Here is a 22,074-nt window from a genome sequence, read left to right as displayed (position 1 = left end):
CGGTGACTATTCCCTAGCTCAGCTAAGCTGGCTGCAACCTTTTCGTGATCCATAGCACGCCCCAATAATTCGATGTTTCTAGAATTATAGTTGACAGGTCGGATAAACGCAAGTAGGCTGCGTACATCATTTCGACAATACTAGAAATATAGGAGTAATATTGAATGTCATCTCAACTCCAAGACGCTCTAGGCATGTTCGCCTTTCTCGCTATCGAGCTATCGGTTTTATTCATTGGCATTAGCTTGCTGGTCGGAGTTCTTCAACGTCACATCCCACCATCCAAGGTGGAAGCGTTACTGACTTCCAGTGGGAAGCGAGGCTATTTTCTTGCTGCTGGTTTAGGAGCTATAACGCCCTTCTGTAGTTGCTCGACTATCCCCATGTTGAAAGGGTTGATTCGGGCACGGGCCGGTTTTGGGCCGATGATGGTGTTTCTTTTCTCATCTCCGTTGCTGAATCCTATCGTCGTCGGCCTGCTGGTTGCCACGTTTGGATGGACACTTACTGCTATCTATGTGCTCGCCGCTTTGGTGGTCGCGGTAGGTGCCGGATGGCTGCTTCACACGCTTGGCTTCGAGCGTTATGTGCGCCGGACGGCGACACAAGAGAGCAGTGGATGTAGTTCATCAGCAAGCCCGTGCAGTGCTACATCGACCGCATCGAGTTGCGGCACCAACAGCTGCGACACCACTCCGAAGACGGCTTCTTGCGGGGCTGATAGGAAGACAACAGTCTCTACGTCTAGCGAATGCTGTGACAGTCAACCCACTGTCACGGTTAAGAAAGAAGGGAAGTACAGTGGTGTGTGGCGGGAAGCTTGGTCGGACTTTATCGATGTGTTGCCTTACCTGCTCATCGGTATTGCGATTGGCAGCGTGATCTATGGTTTCATGCCCACTGACTTATTGGAGCAGTATGCAGGCCCAGATAATCCCTTTGCCATTCCAGTTGCCGCTGTCATCGGCGTGCCGTTGTATATTCGCGCTGAAGCCGTCATACCTCTGGCAGCGGCTCTGATGGCCAAAGGCGTGGGTGCCGGGACGGTGCTAGCGTTGATCATCGGCAGTGCCGGAGCCAGCCTGACTGAGCTCATTCTGTTGCGCTCTTTGTTCACGCTGAAGCTTTTAGCGGCGTTTTTAGCAGTCATTTTTGCTATGGCGATGATTGCCGGTTACGCCACCTACCTGTTTTTCTGATCAAGGCGGGAGATGATTAATTCGTTAAGCCTTCCTGGGTACCAGTTGGTGGATTCTGATGAGCAGAATGAAGACATACATTTTCGGCTTGAAGCACCTACACCAGTAGCCTGCGAGGGGTGCGGCGTGCAGGGTGAGTTCGTGCGGTTCGGCAAGCGTGACGTTCCCTATCGTGATCTGCCCATCCACGGCAAGCGGGTCACTCTCTGGGTGGTCCGCCGCCGATACACCTGCCGGGCCTGCAAGACAACATTCAGGCCCCAGCTACCGGAGATGGTGGACGGATTCCGTATGACACTGCGGCTGCATGAGTACGTGGAGAAGGAATCCTTCAACCACCCCTACACCTTTGTGGCGGCACAGACCGGCCTGGACGAGAAGACGGTGCGCGACATCTTCAACGCCCGCGCCGAGTTCCTGGGGCGCTGGCACCGCTTCGAGACGCCCCGCATCCTGGGCATTGACGAGCTATACCTGAACAAGCGCTACCGCTGCATTCTGACCAACATTGAGGAGCGAACCCTGCTCGACCTGCTGGCCACCCGCCGCCAGGACGTGGTGACCAACTACCTGATGAAGCTGAAAGACCGGCAGAAGGTCGAGATCGTCAGCATGGACATGTGGAACCCCTACCGGGCAGCGGTCAAGGCTGTGCTGCCCCAGGCCCGTATCGTGGTCGATAAGTTCCATGTGGTGCGCATGGCCAACGATGCCCTAGAGAGAGTGCGCAAGGGCCTCAGAAAGGAGCTGAAACCGTCCCAGAGCCGGACTCTCAAGGGAGACCGGAAAATCCTGCTGAAACGCGCTCACGAAGTCTCAGACCGGGAGCGCCTCATCATGGAGACCTGGACAGGCGCGTTCCCGCAACTGCTGGCCGCCTACGAGCACAAGGAGCGCTTCTACGGCATCTGGGACGCCACCACACGGCTCCAGGCAGAAGCCGCCCTGGACGAGTGGATAGCCACCATCCCGAAGGGCCAAAAGGAAGTCTGGAGCGATCTGGTCAGGGCAGTGGGAAACTGGCGCGAAGAGACCATGACCTACTTCGAGACGGACATGCCCGTCACCAACGCTTACACGGAGTCCATCAACCGACTGGCCAAGGACAAGAACCGTGAAGGGCGCGGTTACTCCTTCGAGGTGATGCGGGCACGAATGCTCTACACCACGAAGCACAAGAAGAAGGCACCGACTGCGAAGGTCTCTCCTTTCTACAAGAAAACCATCGGTTACGGACTGCCGGACTTCGCAGAGGAACTCAACTACGGAGTCGATCTATCAACCATCTGATAATGGTATCAGGTTGGTGGGGTAAAGGTGCCCCATCAACCATTAAATCCGTATACCCGAATTTTTTACTCGACGCAGGGACGAACGAGCATCAGGAAGGTGCAACTGGAACGAACACGGGCACAGACCCGCGCAGCGTTAAGGACAGGAATGAAACGAATTCTGCTCATACTAGCTATCCTCGCAGTCGCAGGTTGCGCAGCAACCGCGAAGGATCAGGTCAAGCGTGGCAAGAAAGGGCTGCACGTCAACTGCTCCGGCCTTTCCTCTTCCTGGAACAAGTGCTACAGCAAGGCGGAAACCTCCTGCGGAACGAAAGGCTACAAGGTGATTGCCAGATCCGGGGATAACGACGAAGAGCCGGGAGATTATCCATTCGGCATCAACCCTGCCGGCTATACCAGCCGCAGCATGATCGTCATCTGTAAATAAGAAAGGGCAACCCCGGGGGTTGCCCTTTGCCTTTTTGCTTCGATCAACCGATAGCCCGGGTTCTTTCGTGCAACCATTGCAGAGCAGCACCGTCGAGCAGCGGTTCCAGACGTCGACGAACCTCGGCGTGGTAGGCGTCGAGCCACGCGGCATCCTCGCTGCCAAGCTGGTCGATCAACAGGCAACGGGTGTCGATCGGACACAGCGTCAAGGTTTCGAATTCAAGGAAATCGCCAAACGCGCTCTTGCCCGACTCCCGGTTTATCACCAGGTTCTCGATGCGCACGCCCCACTGCCCGGGACGATAGGTTCCGGGCTCGATCGAGGTAATCATCCCGACCTGCATCGCCGTGTGAGGCGTCACGGCGGCCTGATAGGCAATGCTCTGCGGTCCTTCGTGGACATTCATGAAGTAGCCGACCCCGTGCCCGGTGCCGTGCCCGTAATCGATATGTTCAGCCCACAACGGCGCGCGCGCGATCGCATCCAGTAGCGGTGAAGGAATGCCTCGGGGAAACCGGGCCCGCGATAGGGCGATCATGCCCTTGAGCACACGGGTACAGTCCAGTTTCTGCTCGTGGCTCGGGGTACCGATCGGTACCATGCGGGTGATATCGGTGGTTCCGCCAAGATACTGCCCGCCCGAGTCGATCAGAAGCAGGCCATCGCCTTCGATCCGTGCGAAAGCCTCCGGGGTGGCATGGTAATGCGGCATCGCGCCATTGGCGTTGAACGCCGCGATGGTGGCAAAACTCAGGCAGACGAAATCCGGACGCCGGGCACGCGCCGCGGTCAGTTGCACATCGATATCGACTTCAGTGACCACCTCGCGTCCCAGGGCCGTCTCGAGCCATGCGAAGAATTCGCACAGCGCAGCGCCGTCATGCTCCATGGTTCGGCGGATATGCGCGAGGTCCGCATCGCTCTTGCGCGACTTGGCCAGAGTCGTAGGGTTGATGCCTTCGACCAGCCGCACGCCCTCACGCAGATTGGCCAGAAGACCACTGGTGACCTTCGCCGGATCCAGCAACACACGGCTGTCCGCCGCGATCCCGGCAAGACCGGCGGCAACTTCGCTGTAATCACGCAGTTCGACCCCATCGGCGGCAAGCGTGTCGCGCAGCGCCGCATCCACCTTGCTCTGGGCGACGAACAGAATCGCAGCCTCCTGGCCGATCAGGGCGAAGGAAACGAATACCGGGTTGTAGGAAACATCGCTACCGCGCAGGTTGAACAACCAGGCGATATCGTCGAGGGTGGCGAGGAAATGCCAGTCGGCACCTCGCTCGGCAAGCGTCTGGCGCAAGGCGGCCAGCTTCTCGCGACGCCCCTGCGAGGCATAAGGTGGCAAATGTGCATACACCGGGCTGGCCGGCAACGCCGGACGGTCCGGCCAGATCTGCCCCAGCAGATCCTTGTCCAGCAGCAAGCGAACCTTGCGCGCCTGCAGGCGCTCTTGCAACTGCCGAGTCGACGCCAACGCCATGACAGCGCCGTCTGCGGCCACCGCACCGTTGGCCGGGGTGTTGTCCGCCAGCCATTCCAGCGGCCCCGGCCGGCCAGGTTGCAGCTTGACCAGTTCGATCCCGGTACCCGCCAGTTCCTGGGTGGCCTGCTCCCAATAGCGGCTATCGGCCCACAGCCCGGCAAAGTCGGCGGTCAGCACCAGGGTTCCGACCGACCCCTGAAATCCGGAAAGCCATTTGCGCCCTTGCCAGTATCCCGGCAGGTATTCGGAAAGATGGGGATCGGCAGAAGGCACCAGCAGTGCATCGACCCCTTCGTTGCGCATCACCTGGCGCATCTGCGCTACGCGCGCCCTGACCGCATCCTGCGGTGTCGGTTGACTGTTCATGCTCGCTCCTTTCATCACTACGGCCTGTATTCCAGGCCGCTGATAATGGAGCAGGGCTCAGCCCCGGGCAACACCCCAGAAGGGCGCAGGATGCAGCGCTGCATGGATGGCCGCTACAGCCTGATCAACGTCCGACACGCTGGTGAAACGTCCCAGGCTCAAGCGTATGGTCTGTCCTGCCAGGTAGGCATCATGCCCCAATGCCAACAACACATGGGAGGGCGCTGAACTGGCGGAATTGCAGGCCGACGTGGAAGAAAATGCCAGGGTTTTCGCCAGCTCGGAAAGATCCAGCGAGTCGCCGCCGAAGGTCAGGCTGAGGGTATGGGGAATGGACTGTTCGAGGCTGCCGTTTACCAGTAAGCCGGAAATATCCCGCAGCCTTGTAAGAAGCCGCTCACGCAAACATCGGATGCGATCCAGCTCTTCTTGCTGCACTTCACCGGCCAGGGCAAAGGCCGCCCCCATCGCAGCGATCTGGTGGGTCGCCAGCGTCCCGGAGCGCAGCCCGCCTTCGTGACCGCCACCATGCATCTGCGCCTGCAGCAGCGTACGAGCCCGCTCGCCGACATACAGCGCACCGATGCCCTTGGGCCCATAGACCTTGTGTGCGGAAAACGAAGCCAGGTCCACCGGCCACCGCGCCAGATCGATCCCGACCTTGCCCGCCGCCTGGGCGCAATCGACATGCAGCAATGCACCCCGCTCTCGTACCACCTCACCGATGCGCTCGACATCATTGAGCGTACCGAGCTCATTGTTCACCAGCATCAGGGACACCAGGAACGTATCAGGGCGCAGCGCAGCGGCTACCGCCTGCGGCGTGATCAGCCCTTTGCCATCCGGCTTCAGGTAAGTGACCTCGAAACCCGCGTCCTGCAACTGCCGCGCGGTATCCAGCACCGCCTTGTGCTCGATGCAACTGGTAATAATGTGACCGCCCTGCCGCCCCTGGGCCAACCCCTTGAGAGCGAGATTGTTCGACTCGGTCGCGCCGGAGGTCCACACAAGCTGCTCGGGACGTGCGCCAATCAGCGTTGCTACCTGCAAGCGCGCCAGCTCCACGGCTTCGCGTGCTTGCTTACCGTAGCGATGTGAACTCGAAGCGGGATTGCCGAACGTACCGGACACACCCAGGCACTTGACCATCACGTCGATGACTCGCTCGTCGACGGGTGTCGTGGCGGCATAGTCGAAATACAGCGGCAGTTTTTCCATGGTTCAAGGCTCTCTTGCAGTTGTCGCCCCGGAAAGCGTCGTGCTTTCCGAATCCTGTCCAGCGATAGTGCCTCAAACCACATAGAACCAATAATTATCAATTTTCATATTTATATAACCTAAAAATTGATAGCTCTTTGCCCAGTGAACTTCTCGACCATCCTGCGCTTCAGAACAAATATCTACGCTGACTGGAGCATCCGCCATGCCCCGCCGGACCGATCGCAAGCACGGTGTGCTATTGCTCGATACCCGGGAACACACGCCAGAGCATGAGCGTGCCGTCCACCGTAAATTGGCCGAGCATCTGGCCGCCCTCCTGCATACCGAAGTCGTTGCATCGCCCACGGACGAGGAAAAGGATCTCTACTACCTGCCCACCGCGACCCTGATCGACCCTCGCCGTTACGGACAACTGGGCATCCGCTCGACCGAAGATTTCTTCGGTGGCCTGGTAGCCCATCCGTACATGGCGACGAAGGCCATCTCCCATCCGTTGCCCGCCGGCGCACAGTATCCCAACGGCTGGACCGACGAGTTCGCCCGTCAGGCAGGTACGGCATTGCTCAAGGGCTACACGGTGTTCAGCATCGCCGATGCCAGGGCCGCCGCCACGCTGCTGCTGCGCGATGGGCCTTTGCGACTCAAACCGGTGCGCGCAACGGCCGGCCGCGGACAGAAAGTTATTACCAGTGCAGCCGAGCTGGAACCCGAACTGAGCCAACTGGACAACGACGAACTTGCCCTCTGGGGGCTGGTGCTCGAAGAAAACCTGACGGATGTCGAAACCTTCAGTGTCGGCCAGGTACAAGTCGCCGGGATCGTTAGCAGCTATTACGGCGTCCAGCATTGCACCCTTGATCATCAGGGCGAATCGGTCTACGGCGGATCGGACCTTGTTGTGGTACGCGGCGATTACGAGCGCCTGCTGCAACTTGAACTGGACCAGCCCCTGCGCCTGGCGATCACCCAGGCGCAGGCCTATGAGCAGGCCGCTATCGCCAGCTTTCCAGGCTTTCTCGCCTCCCGCCGCAACTACGACGTCGCGCGCGGCCTGACCGCCGCGGGCCATGTGCGCAGTGGTGTACTCGAACAATCCTGGCGCATCGGTGGCGCCAGCAGCGCCGAACTGCTGGCCCTGCGCGCCTTTGCCGATGACCCGGCACTACAGCGCGTCCGCGCCTCCACTCATGAAGTGTTTGGTGACGCCGTGCTGCCGGGCGATGCCACGCTTTTCTATCAGGGGGACGACCTTGAAGTCGGACGAATCTGCAAATACGCGAGGATCCGCGACTATGACCATCCATAGCGAAAGCCTGGACATTCCCGTCGACGGCGAAACCATTGCCGGCACCCTGCTCAGCCCGAGCCCCAAGGTCCCCGGGATTCTCTTCGTGCACGGCTGGGGTGGCAGCCAGCAGCGGGACCTGGCGCGCGCCAAGCACATCACCGGGCTGGGCTGCGTGTGCATGACCTTTGATCTGCGCGGCCATGAGAAGACCGAAAGCCAGCGGCGCAGCGTAACCCGCGAGCAAAACCTGGCCGACCTGCTGGCAGCCTACGACAAGCTGGTCAGCCACCCGGCGGTGGATACCAGCTCGATCGCGGTGATCGGCAGCAGCTACGGTGGTTACCTGGCCACCCTGCTGACCCGCCAGCGACCAGTGAAATGGCTGGCGCTACGGGTTCCGGCGCTGTACTGGGACGATGAATGGAGCCTGCCGAAGCAGGCGCTGGATCGGCAACGTCTGTCGCAATACCGGCTGATGACCCTGGGCCCTGGCGACAACCGCGCCCTGGCCGCCTGCGCGGAATTTGCCGGGGACGTTCTGCTGGTGGAGTCGGAAACCGATGACTATGTGCCACACACTACCTTGATGAGCTATCGCTCGGCGTTCGTCTGCGCCCATTCGCTGACGCACCGGATCGTCGACGGGGCCGATCATGCGCTCTCCAGTGACCGGAGCCAGAAGGCCTACAGTGCGTTGTTGACGGCCTGGATAAGCGAAATGGTAATCGGAGCGCGGCTGGACCGTTATCCGCATCACTCGCCCTGGTATTCCTGAGATCGCCCGGTTTGTGTCACACGCCGCCGATAATCACTTGGCGCCAGTCCCGTGACCTTATGGAATACCTTGCGAAACGCGCCTGGGTCCTGGTAGCCCACGCCCCAGGCGATCTGGTCGATGCTGCGCCGGGTGAATTCCAGCATCCGGCAGGCCCGTCCCACCCTGACCTGCTGGCAGTACTCGGTGGGTTTCAGTCCGGTGGCGCTGCGAAAGCGGCGCAGGAACGTACGCTCCTCGAGCCCGGCGCAATCGGCCATGACCGCCACGCTGACGTCCCGTGCGCCGGTGCTCTGCAACCAATGCTGCACCTTGAGCACCGCTTCGTCGCCATGATCCAGGCGCGGGCTGAAAGTACTCCCGGCTGGCTTGATCCGCACCGGTTCCACCGCGAGAAAACGTGCGGTTTCCGCGGCCAGTGTTGGCCCGAGGTAGCGCTCCACCAGTTTCAAGCCAACCTCGGTCCAGGCCATCAACCCGGCGCTGGTGATCACGTCACCGTCTTCCAGCAGCGGCAGGTTGGCCTCGACCTTTATTTGCGGGAAGCGCTCGGCCAGGGACTGGGCAAAGTTCCAGTGCGTAGTGGCTGAACGTCCGTCCAGCACACCGCTGGCGGCGATGAAGAATACCCCGACGCAGATCGACGCCAGCAGGGCGCCATCGCCATGCCAGCTGCGCAACTGCCCACGGTAGCGTTCGAGCAGTTCAGCGGTCGGTTCCTGGGTCAGGCTGGGCGGCACGATCATTACCCGCAACTGATGATCGGGCAGCAGGTGGCTGTCCTGGCTCACCACCAGTGCGCCTTCTGCATCCTCCTGCCAGTGGCAGACCCGCAGCGGCGCACGCTGCGCAAGGCCGAGGTCGGCCGCCAGGCGATTGGCCACGCTGAACAGATCGGTCAGCCCGTGCACAGCCGCCAACTGCGCCCCGGGATAGACCAGGATACCGATCTCGATGATTTCGCCGTCCCGGCTCATTGTCAGTTTTTCCCGTGAAATTGTCGGTCGCGCCAATCCGCAACGGCGCCGGGCAAGCCTATAACTATCAGCCACGGCCCCACCACTGTCATCCACGAGGAAACCACATGAGCAGCAAAGCCCTGGTCATCATCGATATCCAGAACGACTACTTCCCGGGTGGCAAATGGCCCCTGGCCAATGCCGACCTTGCGGCCGACAATGCGGCGAAAGCCCTGGAAAGGGCACGGGCGCGGGGCGACCTGGTGATTCATGTGAAGCATGAATTCGAATCCGCCGATGCGCCCTTCTTCGCTCCCGGTTCGCAAGGCGCGAAGATCCACGCGAAACTGACGCCCCGGGACAATGAGCCGGTAGTGCTCAAGCACAGGGTCAATGCTTTTCTCGACACCCCGCTGCCCGGCCTGCTGGAAGAACACCGCATCAGCGAACTGACCGTGGTCGGCAGCATGAGCCATATGTGCATCGACGCCGCCACGCGTGCCGCCGCCGACCTCGGCTACACGGTCACGGTCCTGCACGATGCCTGCGCCACCCGTGACCTGGAGTTCAATGGCGTGACCGTCCCTGCAGCCCAGGCCCACGCGGCCTACATGGCTTCGCTGGCTTTCGCCTACGCCCGGGTGATCTCCACCGCGCAATGGCTCGAGGCCTGAGTCAGATCACCACGTTGCGCACGAAGCGCGTGGCCACCGCGCCATCGTTGCGGTAGCCGTGGGTGCGGTTACTGGCATAGGTGAAAAACTCGCCGGCAGCCAGTGCCCGCGCCTCGTCGTCAATCAAAAGGGTCAGGCAGCCCTCGAACACGAAGATCTGCTCGCTGAAGCCTTCCGGGTCGGCATTGGTCTTGTAGAACTCGCCGGGCTCCAGGCGCCACTCCCACAGCTCGACTTCGCGCCGGGCCGGAGTGCTGGCCAGCAGCACCGCCTTGCTGCCGGCATGCTCGCCGGCCCAGGCCAGTTCGTTGATGCGGCTGGAGTCGCGGTTGTCCGCGGCTTTGATCAGGTCGGCGAACGCCACGCCCAGGGCTTCGGCGATCAGGTCGAGGGTCGACAGGCTGACGTTCTTTTCCCCGGCCTCGATAGCCACCAGCATGCGTCGGCTGACGCCGGAGTTCTCGGCCAGGGCACTCTGGCTCAAGCCGCGGACATGCCGCAGGCGCCGCACGTTCTGGCTGACGTGCTGGAGAACCGAGGTGCGGTTGGAATCTTTATCCACTGAACTATTCACCTAAGGCATTCACCGAAAGCATTCACCAAAAGTACTCACCGAAGAGAATTTGCGCAGTATACTGCCCACTTTTGCCGCGCGCACTGTGCGGCGCCTTCATTTCTCGCGTGCAAGCCATGACTACCACTACCTCCGTACGTCCCTCCCCGACCTTTCGCCTGAGCAAGGCGGAACTGGTGCTGGTGTTCATCACCATGCTCTGGGGTGGGACTTTCCTGATCGTGCACAAGGTGATGACGGTCAGTGGCCCGATGTTTTTCGTCGGCCTGCGTTTTGCTGCTGCGGCCTTCTTCGTCGGACTGTTCTGCTTCCGCTCGCTGCCGGGCCTTACCCTGCGCGAGCTAAAGGCCGGGGTGCTCATCGGTGTCGCGATCATGCTCGGCTACGGCTTGCAAACCGTGGGCCTGCAAACCATCAGCAGCAGCCAGTCGGCCTTCATCACCGCGCTTTACGTGCCCTTCGTACCGATCCTGCAATGGCTGGTGCTGGGCCGCCGCCCTGGCCTGATGCCAAGTATCGGCATCGCCCTGGCCTTTACCGGGTTGATGCTGCTGGCCGGGCCAAGCGGCGGCGCCGTGCATTTCAGCCCCGGAGAAGTCGCCACCCTGGTCAGCGCCGTGGCCATCGCTGCGGAAATCATCCTTATCGGCCACTACGCCGGCAGCGTCGATGTGCGCCGTGTCACCGTGGTGCAGCTGGCTACCGCCTCCGCCCTGTCGTTCATGCTTGTGGTGCCGACCCAGGAGCGCCTTCCGGACTTCTCCTGGCTGTTGCTGGGTGCCGCCATCGGCCTGGGCGCCATGAGCGCGATTATCCAGGTCGCGATGAACTGGGCGCAGAAGTCGGTTTCGCCGACCCGCGCTACGCTGATCTACGCGGGGGAACCGGTCTGGGCCGGGATTGTCGGACGTATCGCCGGTGATCGTTTGCCCGGCCTCGCACTGCTGGGCGGTTTGCTGATCGTAATCGCGGTGATCGTGAGCGAACTCAGGCCCGGACGCAAGGAAGATAAACCGGCGACAAGTGCCGCCGACGAGAAGGAAGCTGATACCGGTATTTAGGGAAACAGCGCGCTCGTCTTGCGGAAACTGTTATAAGAAAAAAGCTTTTCTTACAATTCTTGTAGGATTCTGCGACAGCTTGCCGGTTGGTGATCACCGGAGCGGCACGTATGATTCCCTGCAAATTTCCGCAGATTAGATATCTATGTCCTTGATAGTTCTACTGCTTCTGCCATTCGTGGGGAGCTGTGTGGCCGGTGTGCTGCCGCACAACGCACGCAACTCGGAGTCGCTGCTGGCCGGCATCGTCGCCCTGATCGGCACGGTGCAGGTGGCCATGCTGTACCCGCAGATCGCCGATGGCGGGGTGATCCGCGAGGAGATCCTCTGGCTGCCGAGCATGGGACTCAACATCGTTCTGCGCATGGACGGCTTCGCCTGGCTGTTCTCGCTGCTGGTAATGGGCATCGGCACCCTGGTGTCGCTGTATGCGCGCTACTACATGTCGCCCCAGGACCCTGTGCCGCGCTTCTTCGCCTTCTTCCTGGCCTTCATGGGCGCCATGCTCGGCCTGGTGATTTCCGGCAACCTGATCCAGATCGTGTTCTTCTGGGAACTGACCAGCCTGTTCTCCTTCCTGCTGATCGGCTACTGGCACCATCGCGCCGACGCCCGCCGCGGCGCCTACATGGCCTTGATGGTGACCGGGGCCGGCGGCCTGTGCCTGCTGGCCGGGGTGATCCTGCTCGGCCATGTGGTCGGCAGCTACGACCTGGACAAGGTCCTGGCTGCCGACGATGTCATCCGTGGCCACGCCCTGTACCCGGTGCTGCTGCCGCTGATCCTGCTCGGTGCCCTGAGCAAGAGCGCGCAATTCCCCTTCCATTTCTGGCTGCCCCACGCGATGGCAGCGCCCACGCCGGTGTCCGCCTACCTGCACTCTGCAACCATGGTCAAGGCCGGGGTCTTCCTTCTGGCGCGGCTGTGGCCGGTGCTGTCCGGCACCGACGAGTGGTTCTGGATCGTTGGCGGCGCCGGGGCCTGCACCCTGTTGCTCGGCGCCTACGCGGCGATGTTCCAGAACGACCTCAAGGGCCTGCTGGCCTACTCGACCATCAGCCACCTCGGCCTGATCACCTTGCTGCTGGGCCTGAACAGCCCGCTGGCGGCGGTGGCCGCGGTGTTCCACATCCTCAACCATGCGACCTTCAAGGCTTCGCTGTTCATGGCGGCGGGGATCATCGACCACGAAAGCGGTACCCGTGATATCCGCAAGCTAAGCGGCCTGTTCCGCCTGATCCCGTTCACCGCGACCCTGGCCATGGTGGCCAGCGCCTCGATGGCCGGCGTGCCCTTGATGAACGGATTCCTGTCCAAGGAGATGTTCTTCGCCGAGACCGTGTTCATCTCCTCCACCGCCTGGGTCGAGACCACCCTGCCGGTGATCGCCACGCTGGCCGGAACCTTCAGCGTCGCCTACGCGCTGCGCTTCACCGTCGACGTGTTCTTCGGCCCCACCGCCACCGACCTGCCGCATACCCCACACGAACCACCGCGCTGGATGCGCGCGCCGGTCGAGTTGCTGGTACTGACCTGCCTGGTGGTCGGCGTCTTCCCGGCGCAGTCGGTCGGTCCGCTGCTGGCCGCCGCCGCCCTGCCGGTTGTCGGCGGCGAGCTGCCGGAGTACAGCCTGGCGGTCTGGCACGGCTGGAACGCGCCCCTGATCATGAGCCTTATCGCCATGTGCGGCGGGGTGCTGCTCTATCTGGCCCTGCGCAGCCAGTTCCAGCAGGGCCGCTTCACTTATCCGCCGCTGATCGAGCGTTTCAACGGCAAGCGCCTGTTCGAACGCGGCCAAGTCCTGCTGATGCGTACCGCCCGCGGCATCGAACGGATCTTCACCACCCGGCGCCTGCAGAAGCAGCTGTTCATGCTGGTCCTCGCCGCCCTGGTGGCGGGTATGCTGCCGCTGCTGGCCCACGGCCTGAGCTGGGGCAACCGACCGAAGATCCCCGGCTCCGGGGTTTTCGTTATGCTCTGGCTGATCGCCATTGCCTGCGCCATCGGTGCCGCCTGGCAGGCCAAGTACCACCGTCTCGCTGCGCTGATCATGGTCGGGGTCTGCGGCCTGATGACCTGCATTACCTTCGTCTGGTTCTCCGCCCCGGACCTGGCGCTGACCCAGTTGGTAGTCGAAGTGGTCACCACCGTGCTGATCCTCCTCGGCCTGCGCTGGCTGCCACGGCGGATCGAGGGCGTGTCGCCACTTGCCGGCTCCCAGGAGCGGGCGCGCCTGCGGCGTCTGCGCGACCTGGTCCTGGCGGTGCTGGTGGGCGGCGGCATGGCGGTGCTGTCGTACGCCATGCTGACCCGTCCGACACCCAACTTCATCTCCTCCTTCTATCTCAGCCGCGCCCTGCCGGAAGGCGGCGGGACCAACGTGGTCAACGTCATGCTGGTGGACTTCCGAGGCTTCGATACCCTAGGCGAGATCACCGTGCTGGTGGCCGTGGCCCTGGCGGTCTTCGCCCTGCTGCGACGCTTCCGTCCGCCGCGCGAGAGCATCCAGTTGCCGGCACAGCAGCGCTCGCTGGCGCCCGACATGGTCACCGACCTGGTCAACCCGCGACATGCCGAGGACACCGCCCTGGGCTTCATGATGGTCCCGGCGGTACTCGCCCGCCTGGTGCTGCCGATGGCCATGCTGGTGTCGATGTACCTGTTCATGCGCGGCCACAACCAGCCGGGCGGCGGTTTCGTTGCCGGCCTGGTGATGTCGGTGGCGTTCATCCTCCAGTACATGGTTGCCGGCACCCAATGGGTCGAGGCGCAGATGAGCCTGCGGCCCTTGCGCTGGATGGGCACCGGGCTGCTCTGCGCAGTCCTGACCGGTGTCGGTGCGCTGCTGTTCGGCTACCCGTTCCTCACTACCCATACCGCACATCTGCACCTGCCGCTGCTGGGTGACCTGCACATCGCCAGTGCGCTGTTCTTCGATGTCGGGGTGTTCACCGTGGTGGTCGGCTCGACCCTGCTGATCCTCACCGCCCTCGCCCACCAGTCGGTGCGTGCGCACCGGCCGCTACCGAAATCCACCACAGCAGAGGGAGCCGCCTGATGGAAGAAGTCATCGCGATCGCCATCGGCGTTCTCGCCGCCTCCGGGGTCTGGCTGATCCTGCGGCCACGGACCTACCAGGTGATCATGGGGCTGTGCCTGCTGTCCTACGGGGTCAACCTGTTCATCTTCAGCATGGGCAGCCTGTTCATCGGCAAGGAGCCGATCATCAAGGACGGCGTGCCCCAGGACCTGCTCAACTACACCGACCCGCTGCCCCAGGCCCTGGTACTGACCGCCATCGTCATCAGCTTCGCCATGACCGCGCTGTTCCTCGTGGTTCTGCTGGCGTCCCGCGGTTTCACCGGTACCGACCATGTCGACGGACGGGAGCCCAAGGAATGAGCGGGATGCAACAATTGATAGTCGCGCCCATCCTCCTGCCGCTGCTGACCGCAGCCCTGCTGCTGTTGCTCGGGGAAAAACGCCGGCCACTGAAGGCGCGGATCAACCTGCTCTCGACCCTGACCGGGCTGGGCATCGCCATTGCCTTGCTGCTGTGGGTCAGGGACCAGGGCCAGGCCACCTCCATCGGTGTCTATTTGCCGGGCAACTGGGCGGCGCCGTTCGGCATCGTCCTGGTGCTGGATCGCCTGGCCGCGCTGATGCTGGTGCTCACCGGCGTCGTCGGCACCAGTGCCCTGCTCTTCGCCCTGGCCCGCTGGGACCGCGCCGGCGCCAGCTTCCACGCACTGTTCCAGATCCAGCTCATGGGCCTGTACGGTGCCTTCCTCACCGGCGACCTGTTCAACCTGTTCGTGTTCTTCGAGGTGCTGCTGGCAGCGTCCTACGGTCTGCTGCTGCACGGTTCGGGGCGCTCGCGGGTCAAGGCCGGCCTGCATTACATCGCCATCAACCTGTTCGCCTCGTCGCTGTTCCTGATCGGCGCCGCCATGCTTTACGGCGTCACCGGCACCCTGAACATGGCCGACCTGGCGATGAAGATTCCCCAGGTGCCGGAGGCCGATCGCGGCCTGCTGCATGCCGGCGCGGCGATCCTGGCCATCGCCTTCCTCGCCAAGGCCGGTATCTGGCCGCTGAACTTCTGGCTGGTACCGGCCTACTCCTCGGCCAGCGCGCCGGTGGCGGCGTTGTTCGCCATCATGACCAAGGTCGGCTTCTACACCGTCCTGCGCCTGTGGACCCTGTTGTTCTCCGAGCAAGCCGGCGCCTCGGCCTTCTTCGGCGGACAGTGGCTGGTCTACGGCGGCCTCGCCACCCTGGCCTGCGCGGCCGTGTCGATCCTTGCTGCGCAGCGCCTGGAGCGCATGGCCAGCCTGAGCATCCTGGTCTCGGCCGGCACCCTGCTGGCGGCAATCGGTTTTGGCCAGACCGCGCTGATCTCGGCGGCGCTGTTCTACCTGGTCAGCTCGACCCTGGCCCTGTGCGCGCTATTCCTCCTGGCCGAGCTGATCGAACGCTCGCGTTCGGCCAACGAGCTGCCGCTGGATGACGATGCCGACGCCATGCCGTCGCCGCTGGAATCCCTGCAGCCCCCAAGGGCACCAATCTCGATGACGAGCAGAAGGCCGTGGTCGGCCAGGTGATCCCCTGGACCATGGCCTTCCTCGGTTTCAGCTTTATCGCCTGCGCTCTGCTGATCATCGGCATGCCGCCGCTGTCCGGCTTCGTCGGCAAGTTCAGCCTGATCACCGCCCTGTTCAACCCCCTGGGCATGGGCGTGCCGGCCGAAGCACCGCTGCCGGCCAGCGGCTGGGCGCTGCTGGCCTTGCTGATCCTTTCCGGCATGGCCTCGCTGATCGCCCTGGTACGCCTGGGCGTGCAGCGCTTCTGGAAGCCAGAGGAGCGCCCCTCGCCGTTGCTGCGCCTGTACGAATGCGTGCCGATCGTCGCCCTGCTCAGCCTCTGCGTAGTGCTCAGCCTGTGGGCCGAACCCTTGATGCGCTATGCCCAGGATACTGCCGCCAGCCTCAAGGATCCGGGTGTATACGTGGAAGCGGTGCTCGGTACGCGGCCGATTCCGGGCCCCACCACCCTTGAAAGCCTCGGGCAGGTTCAACCATGAAACGATTGCTCCCCGCCCCGCTTCTGTCCCTGGCCCTGTTCGTCCTGTGGCTGGTGCTGAACCTTTCGATCAGCCCGGGCAACATCATCCTCGGCCTGCTCCTGGGCATCCTCGCACCGCTGCTGATGCGGCCCTTGCGCCCGTTGAGCGCGCATATCCGCAATCCGGGGGCGGTGATCCGCCTGGTACTGCGGGTGGGCCTGGATGTGCTGGTGTCCAACCTTGACGTGTTCCGCAGCGTCTGGCGCATGGGCCGCAAGCCACCGCGCTCGCGCTTCGTGCATATTCCCCTGGACCTGCGCGATGCCCATGGCCTGGCAGCACTGTCGATGATCACCACGGTGATCCCCGGTACGGTGTGGTCCGAACTGGCCCTGGATCGCAGCGTACTGCTGCTGCATGTGTTCGACCTGGACGACGAGGCCCGCTTCATCGAGCACTTCAAGCACACCTATGAACGCCCGTTGATGGAGATCTTCGAATGACCGGCCTGCTCGCCAATGCCATCATCGCCAGCCTGTTCATCTTCACCATCGCCATGGCCGTAACCCTGGTCCGGGTGTTCCGCGGCCCCTCGGCCCAGGACCGGGTGCTGGCCCTGGACTATCTGTACATGCTGGGGATGCTGATGATGCTGGTGCTGGGTATCCGCTACGCCAGCGATACCTATTTCGAGGGTGCGCTGCTGATCGCCCTGTTCGGCTTCGTCGGCTCGTTCGCCCTGGCCAAGTTCCTTCTGCGCGGCGAGGTGATCGAATGACCGCTCCGGTATTGCCGTTCTGGCTGGAAATCGTGGTAGCCGCACTGATCCTGACCAGCAGCCTGTTTGCTCTGACCGGGGCCATCGGCATCCTGCGCCTGAAGGATTTCTTCCAGCGCATGCACCCGCCTGCCCTGGCTTCGACCCTCGGTGCCTGGTGCGTAGCGCTGGCCTCGATCCTGTATTTTTCCGCGCTGAAGGAAACGCCGGTGCTGCATGCCTGGCTGATTCCGATCCTGCTATCGATCACCGTGCCGGTGACCACGCTCCTGCTGGCCCGCACCGCGCTGTTTCGCAAGCGCATGGCCGGCGAGGACGTACCCGGCGAGGTCAGCAGCCGCGAGCAGGAGTGAAGCCCGTCACTGTTCGTCGCTCAGGCGCTGCAGCTCGCGCCTGACCATCGCCGCGTATTGCGCGGGCTCGAGCTGGTAAAGCTGCCCGGCGACCCAGGTCAGCCACTGCCCCTGCAATTCCTCACGCCGCGCCAGCCACTGCCGCGCCTGATCTTCAGCGCGAGCCTGATGGCGCTCATGGAACTCGCGGCGACTCACTCGCTGGCCTTGAAGGTCAGCTCGCCCTTACGCCACTTGGCAACCTTGGCCGTGGCCGCCTTGAGGGTCTTGGACAGCCCTTCGCTGATGCGCGCGTGGGCCGCGAATACCATCATGACCGCACGCCCTTCACGGAAGACGATACCCTCGCCCTCCGGAACGCTGACGAAGGCATATTCGCCCAGGCCATAGATGGTCTGCTTGATGTCGCGGAAGCGGATTTCCAGCTTGCCGCCTTCGCGGCTTGGCAGGACGGCGGCGCGGAAGTGGTCACCGACCTTCAGCTCCAGGCGCTGCTTGTCATCGACCACCAGCGCGTCGGCGGTCTCGACCTCGGCCATGTACAGGCCATCGGGGCTTTGCTCGGTGATGTAAACGAACGGCGACTGGAATTGCTTGACCAGTTTGCCGCGAAGATCTCCCAGCACGAACAGGGCGTGCATATCCAGATTGGTGACTGCCAAAGAAAATTCCTCAAAACCGAGATCACACTGACACCCGTGAAGAAAAGCTCCCACGGGCATGCCGTACTTCATTAATTCGAAGTTCGAAAGACTAATGAGTTGGCGCCAATAAGTAGCGGCCCGGAGGCGTCGCACCTTGTGGGAAATCACACTTTCCCATGCCGGATACGGCTTGATAGCGAACGTCTGACCGACATCGCGCGGTGAAAATTCCGTGTTTCACCGCTCCTTCGCGGTGCAAGGCGATCGATTGAAGATCGCCTCGTAGCGTCGGAAAGCGAATGGCTTACCGCACAGGGAAGCGAATATGCACGAAAACACGGAAACCCGTCGAGGGGTGTGTGCTGTTTGCAGGTGAGAAATTTCTGTTATTGGGGTTGTTACAGGAGCGGATTAATGTGGTGTTCTTGAGGGCCTCATCGCTGGCAAGCCAGCTCCCACAGGGTTCAGTGTCGCCGCAGACACTGTGGGAGCTGGCTTGCCAGCGATAGGGCCCTCAAGACTACCGAGTTCCCGGCATCTTCTCCGGTCGATACCCCAGCCGCAGCCCGCCCCAATGCCGGCCATCGACCTTGATCGGTACCGACAGGTCGTGCATCAGCTCGCCGGTGTCCCGGGTGTAGGTTTGCAACAGCAGGCGCTGCTGATGGCTCCCGCAACGAATACCGGTGCGGTCGTCGAACTTGCGCTTGCTGCGGTTGTGCGCAGTGTCGGTGGCCTCGTCCCCGGTCAGGGGCTGGTTGAAGGCATTGTTGTGGGTCGGCACGTAGCCCTGCTGGGTACAGGCGATCGCATAGATCAAGCCCTCGTGTTCGCGCAGCAATGGCTCCTGGATAGCCGGCAGGACCTGGTCGGTGTACTGGTCGAAACGGGTGCGATAACGCGCCGGCCGGGTGCCGGGCAACACCTGGTACTGACGGTCGAACAGATCATCATGACTGATCCGGCCCTCGCGGATATCCGCCTCGAAGCGCTCGGCGATCTGCCGGGCGCCACGCAGGGCCAGGTCGAAGACCCGCTGGTGATAGTCATCCAGCCCGACCTCGGCCAGGCGCTCGCTGATGTTCTCCGCCTGCCCTTCCATCTGCACGGCGGCCTGGGCCAGGCGCTGGGTCTGCTGGTCGCTGATGGCCAGGTCGCCGCGCATCTGCTCCACCGCCTGGAACAGGCTGTCGAGCTGGGTACGGGTGGTTTCGGTGCCACCGGCGATCTCGGTAATCTGCTGCTCGACACCCGCCGCCAGCCCGGCAATGGCATCCAGTTGCTCGCCGGTGTGCTCGACCTGGGCAACACCGCTGTGCAGGTCATCCGACAACCCGCGAATCTGCTCCACCACCTGGGCGGTGCGCTGCTGGATATCGGCGACCATTACCCCAACCTCCTCGGTAGCGCTGGCCGTACGTCCGGCGAGGCCGCGAACCTCATCGGCGACCACGGCGAAACCGCGTCCGTGCTCGCCGGCACGGGCGGCCTCGATGGCGGCATTGAGCGCAAGCAGGTTGGTCTGGCTGGCGATGGCCTGGATCACCAGGGTGACCCGGGCGATATCCTCGCTGCGCTGGTGCAGCGCTTCGATCAGTTCGCGGCTGGCATTGGCGCGGGAACTGAGCAGGTGCATGAGCTGGATCGAATCGGCCAGCACCAGGCGCCCCGCGGCGCTGCTTTCATGGGCTTGCTGGGCGGCCACCAGCGCCTCGCGACTGAGCTGGGAAGTGACTTTCTCGGTGCCGATCATGACTTCGGCGCTATTGACGATCTGTGCCGCGGAAGACAACTGCGATTGCAGCTTGTCCGCCAGTTGCCTGACCGAATAGGACACGCCGGCCGCCGACAGCGCGTTATGACTAGTGACCTGGGCCAGGTCGCGGGTCAGTTCGGTGAGCGGGTCGTGCACGGCCACCTGAGCCGGCTGCGGCCGGCTGCGCAGGTGCGGCAGCCACAACACCAGCAAGGCCAGCGGCAGGCAGAACCAGAACGAAATGCCGGCGAATGCCATGGCCGCCAGCACCACCACCAATACCAGGCTTTGCAGCACCAAACCGGACCAGCCACGGGCACCCCGGGCCGAGGGTTCTGCTGGTGCCAGCGCGGCGGGTAGAGATCCTTCTCGCATCATGACTATGGCTCCCCGTTGTTATTGTTGCGTCATTAAACGCCACTACAACGCCATTAGCCATGCTTCCTTGGGCGTAACCCGATCCGGCCTTGATACAGGACAACTGCCCGCCGCTTTTCGCCCGCGCGAAAACGAAAGCCCCGGGTGCGTGGCCCGGGGCTTTGGTATGCAAGGTCGACCAGACGTGTCGATCAGATCTGGCGCAGATGCTTGTCCAGTTGCTCGTGACGCTCCTGCGCCTCGATGCAGTACTTGGTGGTCGGGCTGATCAGCAGGCGCTTGAGGCCGATCGGCTCGCCGCTGTCGTCGCACCAGCCGAAGCTGTCGTCGGCGATACGGCCCAGGGCCATTTCCAGCTGCGGCAGCAGGCGCTGGTCACGCTCGATGGCGTTGACCAGCCAGTGACGCTCTTCTTCGACCGAGGCGGCATCGGCAGGATCGGCAGGCGAGTCCAGGCTTTCGATGGTTACACGGCTCTGCTCGATGCGCTCCTGGGTCTCCACTTTCATCTGCTTGAGCAGATCGGCGAAGAAGGCCAATTGCTCGGCGTTCATGTAGTCATCGGCCGGCATGGCCAGCAACTTTTCCTTTGTCATTGATATCTCTAATAAAAATGTACGTGCATTTAGACGAATCGGGTGCCGCGGCGAACGCATCGCCAGCAGCGGAATTCTTCAAGCACCAGTCGGCACTCAGTTCATGGGGGCGGCAGTCTAAGGCCGAGCCTCATGCCGGGCAACAGAAATGACTGCGGTTTTGTCCGAAAAGCCCCTTATCCCTCGCAAGCATGGTGCGGGGGCAGCGTTTATAGCAAAAAATCCGGGCGTGCGTGAAGCACGGCAACGCCCGCTTATCCGAGCAATTGACTGAGCACCGCGCGCAGCTTGCCCGGTTTCACCGGTTTGTTCAGCAGCGGCGCGCCAAGCCGCTGCATGGCCCGACGGCTCTGGTCGCTGCGGTCGGCGGTGATCATCACCGCGGCGATCGCCACGCCGAAGTGCTTGCGCAGGTCACGTACGACTTCACATCCGGTTACACCATGATCCAGGTGGAAGTCTGCCAGGACCAGCTCCGGCGCCCTGCCCTGCAACACCTGCAAGGCTGTCTCACGGTCGGTGGCGGTGAGCACTTCGCAGCCCCATTGGCCGAGCAGCGCGGCCATGCTCTCGAGGATGGCGGTCTCGTTGTCCAGTACCAGCAGGCGGCGACCCGGCAGCGGATCGCCCAGGGCGGGCGATGGTACCCCGGGTGCGACCACGGGACGCGGGGCTTCCCGCGATAACGGCACATCGATGCTGAACACCGAACCGCGCCCCGGCCAGGAACGCACCCGTACCTGGCAGTCGAGGATGCGTGCGATGCGCTCGACGATCGCCAGCCCCAGGCCGACGCCCTTGCGGTCGGCGGCACGGCCGACGTCAAGCTGGTTGAATTCGAGAAAGATCGACTCCAGGCGGTCAGCGGCGATGCCCCGGCCGCTGTCCCACACTTCCAGGCGCAGCACCTGGCCACGCCGCCGGGCGCCAAGGAGGATGCCGCCCCGCTCGGTATAGCGGCAGGCATTGCTGAGGAAGTTGCGCAGGATCCGTGTCAGCAGGCGGATGTCACTGCGGATCATCCAGGCACCACTGCGTACCCGCAGGGCCAGCCCGGCCGCTTCGGCCACCGGCTGGAACTCGGAAGCCAGGGGGCCGAGCAGTTCGTCGAGGTGGTACAGATCCAGGTCAGGCTTGATTGCCGCCTGGTCGAGGCGAGAAATATCGGGTATACGG

Annotated in this window: 20 protein-coding genes and 3 pseudogenes (1 of these 23 cut by a window edge); 13 read left to right on the top strand and 10 right to left on the bottom strand. The window is 62.8% G+C overall.

Going from position 1 to position 22,074, the window contains the following annotated elements:
• Positions 1-53: the 5' end (the start) of an ArsR/SmtB family transcription factor gene (locus CSV86_RS06425; RefSeq protein ID WP_000349485.1), read on the bottom strand. Its footprint begins 262 nt before the window's first position; the window shows 53 of its 315 coding nt (coding positions 1-53); the start codon lies at positions 51-53; its stop codon lies beyond the left edge, outside the window.
• 141 nt (positions 54-194) lie between these two features.
• Here CSV86_RS06425 and CSV86_RS06420 point away from each other — a divergent pair, with 141 nt between their 5' ends.
• The 3 genes from CSV86_RS06420 to CSV86_RS06410 all read left to right on the top strand — a co-directional run bounded on the left by CSV86_RS06420 (position 195) and on the right by CSV86_RS06410 (position 2,921).
• Positions 195-1,199 (top strand): permease, encoded by a 1,005-nt coding sequence (locus CSV86_RS06420; RefSeq protein WP_040363373.1) that lies wholly within the window; start codon positions 195-197, stop codon positions 1,197-1,199.
• A 12-nt stretch (positions 1,200-1,211) separates the two neighbouring features.
• The gene (locus tag CSV86_RS06415) at positions 1,212-2,489 is read left to right on the top strand and encodes an ISL3 family transposase (protein WP_000610830.1); all 1,278 of its coding nucleotides are present in this window, start codon (positions 1,212-1,214) and stop codon (positions 2,487-2,489) included.
• A 150-nt stretch (positions 2,490-2,639) separates the two neighbouring features.
• On the top strand, positions 2,640-2,921 hold the full coding sequence (locus CSV86_RS06410; RefSeq protein WP_009394697.1) for a hypothetical protein: 282 nt from the start codon (positions 2,640-2,642) through the stop codon (positions 2,919-2,921).
• Between the two features lie 43 nt (positions 2,922-2,964).
• Here the strand turns inward: CSV86_RS06410 and CSV86_RS06405 are convergent, their stop codons facing one another.
• Together CSV86_RS06405 and CSV86_RS06400 are read right to left on the bottom strand one after the other, a co-directional pair.
• Positions 2,965-4,776: an aminopeptidase P family protein gene (locus CSV86_RS06405; RefSeq protein WP_009394695.1), complete on the bottom strand. Its 1,812-nt coding sequence runs from the start codon at positions 4,774-4,776 to the stop codon at positions 2,965-2,967.
• 57 nt (positions 4,777-4,833) lie between these two features.
• Positions 4,834-5,994 (bottom strand): aminotransferase class V-fold PLP-dependent enzyme, encoded by a 1,161-nt coding sequence (locus CSV86_RS06400; RefSeq protein WP_009394693.1) that lies wholly within the window; start codon positions 5,992-5,994, stop codon positions 4,834-4,836.
• A gap of 205 nt (positions 5,995-6,199) precedes the next feature.
• Between CSV86_RS06400 and CSV86_RS06395 the strand changes: the two genes are divergently transcribed.
• Positions 6,200-7,303, top strand: coding sequence for a DUF3182 family protein (locus tag CSV86_RS06395; protein ID WP_009394691.1), 1,104 nt, complete (start codon positions 6,200-6,202; stop codon positions 7,301-7,303).
• Complete coding sequence (locus tag CSV86_RS06390; RefSeq protein ID WP_009394690.1) at positions 7,290-8,060, top strand: alpha/beta hydrolase family protein; 771 nt, start codon at positions 7,290-7,292, stop codon at positions 8,058-8,060. Before CSV86_RS06395 ends, CSV86_RS06390 begins: the two co-directional genes overlap by 14 nt.
• Here CSV86_RS06390 and CSV86_RS06385 read toward each other — a convergent pair.
• Positions 8,039-9,037, bottom strand: a complete 999-nt coding sequence (locus CSV86_RS06385; RefSeq protein ID WP_009394689.1) for a GlxA family transcriptional regulator — start codon at positions 9,035-9,037, stop codon at positions 8,039-8,041. The two genes, CSV86_RS06390 and CSV86_RS06385, sit on opposite strands and share 22 nt — an antisense overlap.
• 107 nt (positions 9,038-9,144) lie before the next feature.
• Between CSV86_RS06385 and CSV86_RS06380 the strand changes: the two genes are divergently transcribed.
• Positions 9,145-9,693, top strand: coding sequence for a cysteine hydrolase family protein (locus CSV86_RS06380; protein ID WP_009394688.1), 549 nt, complete (start codon positions 9,145-9,147; stop codon positions 9,691-9,693).
• Position 9,694: 1 nt separating this feature from the next.
• Here CSV86_RS06380 and CSV86_RS06375 read toward each other — a convergent pair whose 3' ends face one another.
• Positions 9,695-10,255 (bottom strand): helix-turn-helix domain-containing protein, encoded by a 561-nt coding sequence (locus tag CSV86_RS06375; RefSeq protein WP_009394687.1) that lies wholly within the window; start codon positions 10,253-10,255, stop codon positions 9,695-9,697.
• A 128-nt stretch (positions 10,256-10,383) separates the two neighbouring features.
• Between CSV86_RS06375 and CSV86_RS06370 the strand changes: the two genes are divergently transcribed.
• The 7 genes and pseudogenes from CSV86_RS06370 to CSV86_RS06340 all read left to right on the top strand — a co-directional run bounded on the left by CSV86_RS06370 (position 10,384) and on the right by CSV86_RS06340 (position 17,524).
• Positions 10,384-11,328 carry a DMT family transporter gene (locus CSV86_RS06370; RefSeq protein WP_009394686.1) on the top strand — a complete coding sequence of 315 codons (945 nt, stop codon included), beginning with the start codon at positions 10,384-10,386 and terminating at the stop codon, positions 11,326-11,328.
• Between the two features lie 145 nt (positions 11,329-11,473).
• Positions 11,474-14,386, top strand: a complete 2,913-nt coding sequence (locus tag CSV86_RS06365) for a monovalent cation/H+ antiporter subunit A (protein ID WP_009394684.1) — start codon at positions 11,474-11,476, stop codon at positions 14,384-14,386.
• Complete coding sequence (locus tag CSV86_RS06360) at positions 14,386-14,730, top strand: Na+/H+ antiporter subunit C (RefSeq protein ID WP_009394682.1); 345 nt, start codon at positions 14,386-14,388, stop codon at positions 14,728-14,730. Before CSV86_RS06365 ends, CSV86_RS06360 begins: the two co-directional genes overlap by 1 nt.
• Positions 14,727-16,411 (top strand): annotated as a pseudogene (locus tag CSV86_RS06355) (monovalent cation/H+ antiporter subunit D). The gene CSV86_RS06360 and the pseudogene CSV86_RS06355 overlap by 4 nt, the downstream one beginning before the upstream one ends.
• Positions 16,408-16,896, top strand: coding sequence for a Na+/H+ antiporter subunit E (locus CSV86_RS06350; protein ID WP_009394678.1), 489 nt, complete (start codon positions 16,408-16,410; stop codon positions 16,894-16,896). The pseudogene CSV86_RS06355 and the gene CSV86_RS06350 overlap by 4 nt, the downstream one beginning before the upstream one ends.
• Positions 16,893-17,171: a K+/H+ antiporter subunit F gene (locus CSV86_RS06345; protein WP_009394676.1), complete on the top strand. Its 279-nt coding sequence runs from the start codon at positions 16,893-16,895 to the stop codon at positions 17,169-17,171. Before CSV86_RS06350 ends, CSV86_RS06345 begins: the two co-directional genes overlap by 4 nt.
• Positions 17,168-17,524 (top strand): Na+/H+ antiporter subunit G, encoded by a 357-nt coding sequence (locus CSV86_RS06340; RefSeq protein WP_009394675.1) that lies wholly within the window; start codon positions 17,168-17,170, stop codon positions 17,522-17,524. Before CSV86_RS06345 ends, CSV86_RS06340 begins: the two co-directional genes overlap by 4 nt.
• A gap of 6 nt (positions 17,525-17,530) precedes the next feature.
• Here CSV86_RS06340 and CSV86_RS06335 read toward each other — a convergent pair whose 3' ends face one another.
• From CSV86_RS06335 to CSV86_RS06315, 5 genes and pseudogenes are all read right to left on the bottom strand, one after another.
• Positions 17,531-17,722 (bottom strand): hypothetical protein, encoded by a 192-nt coding sequence (locus CSV86_RS06335; RefSeq protein WP_009394674.1) that lies wholly within the window; start codon positions 17,720-17,722, stop codon positions 17,531-17,533.
• Positions 17,719-18,186, bottom strand: a complete 468-nt coding sequence (locus CSV86_RS06330) for a hypothetical protein (protein WP_009394673.1) — start codon at positions 18,184-18,186, stop codon at positions 17,719-17,721. Before CSV86_RS06330 ends, CSV86_RS06335 begins: the two co-directional genes overlap by 4 nt.
• A 502-nt stretch (positions 18,187-18,688) precedes the next feature.
• Positions 18,689-19,735, bottom strand: a pseudogene (locus CSV86_RS06325) (methyl-accepting chemotaxis protein); the annotation flags it as partial.
• A gap of 758 nt (positions 19,736-20,493) precedes the next feature.
• Positions 20,494-20,898: a TraR/DksA family transcriptional regulator gene (locus tag CSV86_RS06320; RefSeq protein WP_009394671.1), complete on the bottom strand. Its 405-nt coding sequence runs from the start codon at positions 20,896-20,898 to the stop codon at positions 20,494-20,496.
• Between the two features lie 254 nt (positions 20,899-21,152).
• Positions 21,153-22,064 (bottom strand): annotated as a pseudogene (locus CSV86_RS06315) (sensor histidine kinase); the annotation flags it as partial.
• Positions 22,065-22,074: the final 10 nt, after the last annotated feature.

The sequence above is a fragment of the Pseudomonas bharatica CSV86 genome, from assembly GCF_000319305.2.
In the GTDB taxonomy this organism is placed as follows: Bacteria; Pseudomonadota; Gammaproteobacteria; order Pseudomonadales; family Pseudomonadaceae; genus Aquipseudomonas; species Aquipseudomonas bharatica.
Note: the sequence above shows the minus strand (reverse complement) of the source record. Positions and strands in the feature narration are given on the sequence as shown.

Bases quoted from the DNA above. Each gene is read 5' to 3' on its own strand.
- CSV86_RS06420 (WP_040363373.1), top strand. From the start codon at position 195: ATGTTCGCCTTTCTCGCTATCGAGCTATCGGTTTTATTCATTGGCATT.
- CSV86_RS06415 (WP_000610830.1), top strand. From the start codon at position 1,212: ATGATTAATTCGTTAAGCCTTCCTGGGTACCAGTTGGTGGATTCTGAT.
- CSV86_RS06410 (WP_009394697.1), top strand. From the start codon at position 2,640: ATGAAACGAATTCTGCTCATACTAGCTATCCTCGCAGTCGCAGGTTGC.
- CSV86_RS06405 (WP_009394695.1), bottom strand. From the start codon at position 4,776: ATGAACAGTCAACCGACACCGCAGGATGCGGTCAGGGCGCGCGTAGCG.
- CSV86_RS06400 (WP_009394693.1), bottom strand. From the start codon at position 5,994: ATGGAAAAACTGCCGCTGTATTTCGACTATGCCGCCACGACACCCGTC.
- CSV86_RS06395 (WP_009394691.1), top strand. From the start codon at position 6,200: ATGCCCCGCCGGACCGATCGCAAGCACGGTGTGCTATTGCTCGATACC.
- CSV86_RS06390 (WP_009394690.1), top strand. From the start codon at position 7,290: ATGACCATCCATAGCGAAAGCCTGGACATTCCCGTCGACGGCGAAACC.
- CSV86_RS06385 (WP_009394689.1), bottom strand. From the start codon at position 9,037: ATGAGCCGGGACGGCGAAATCATCGAGATCGGTATCCTGGTCTATCCC.
- CSV86_RS06380 (WP_009394688.1), top strand. From the start codon at position 9,145: ATGAGCAGCAAAGCCCTGGTCATCATCGATATCCAGAACGACTACTTC.
- CSV86_RS06370 (WP_009394686.1), top strand. From the start codon at position 10,384: ATGACTACCACTACCTCCGTACGTCCCTCCCCGACCTTTCGCCTGAGC.
- CSV86_RS06365 (WP_009394684.1), top strand. From the start codon at position 11,474: ATGTCCTTGATAGTTCTACTGCTTCTGCCATTCGTGGGGAGCTGTGTG.
- CSV86_RS06360 (WP_009394682.1), top strand. From the start codon at position 14,386: ATGGAAGAAGTCATCGCGATCGCCATCGGCGTTCTCGCCGCCTCCGGG.
- CSV86_RS06350 (WP_009394678.1), top strand. From the start codon at position 16,408: ATGAAACGATTGCTCCCCGCCCCGCTTCTGTCCCTGGCCCTGTTCGTC.
- CSV86_RS06345 (WP_009394676.1), top strand. From the start codon at position 16,893: ATGACCGGCCTGCTCGCCAATGCCATCATCGCCAGCCTGTTCATCTTC.
- CSV86_RS06340 (WP_009394675.1), top strand. From the start codon at position 17,168: ATGACCGCTCCGGTATTGCCGTTCTGGCTGGAAATCGTGGTAGCCGCA.
- CSV86_RS06320 (WP_009394671.1), bottom strand. From the start codon at position 20,898: ATGACAAAGGAAAAGTTGCTGGCCATGCCGGCCGATGACTACATGAAC.